This window comes from Shewanella sp. M16 (assembly GCF_018224605.1).
Taxonomy (GTDB): Bacteria; Pseudomonadota; Gammaproteobacteria; order Enterobacterales; family Shewanellaceae; genus Shewanella; species Shewanella oncorhynchi.
The window spans coordinates 1-581 of the sequence record NZ_JAGTUL010000113.1 but is presented as its reverse complement, the minus strand read 5'-3'; the positions used below and the strand labels follow the sequence as shown (position 1 = coordinate 581).

The following is a 581-nucleotide window of genomic DNA, read 5'->3' as shown; positions in this document are numbered from 1 at the left end:
CAGATCGTCCGTCTGTCGCGGGGCAGACCACCAACACGCATCAAACCGCAACAACGCCACAGGCTGATGACATATCTACGGACGAGATGCCTGCAACAGTGGCAGAGGCGAATGGCGCACAAGGTTACACCGGCCGTAAATGGGAGGTGAATATACCGACACCTGTGAGCCTGACTCAAGGTGCCCAAACAGGCAGCAATTTTACTCAGGGGCCAAGACGTAATCTTGGAACAGTAGCAGATGCCACGTCATCCGTTGCGGATGTGGGTAATGATGGGGCTCAAATTGATGTCCCTGTAGCAATAGCGGGTACGACGGCGAGTGTAGGAACAACAGATCGCCCGTCTGTCGCGGGGCAGACCACCAACACGCATCAAACCGCAACAACGCCACAGGCTGATGACATATCTACGGACGAGATGCCTGCAACAGTGGCGGAGGCGAATGGCGCACAAGGTTACACCGGCCGTAAATGGGAGGTGAATATACCGACACCTGTGAGCCTGACTCAAGGTGCCCAAACAGGCAGCAATTTTACTCAGGGGCCAAGACGTAATCTTGGAACAGTAGCAGATGCCACG

Annotated in this window: 1 pseudogene; it reads left to right on the top strand. The window is 55.1% G+C overall.

The features are described 5' to 3' along the window. Positions 1–581: pseudogene (locus KFE26_RS23640) on the top strand (hypothetical protein); the annotation flags it as partial.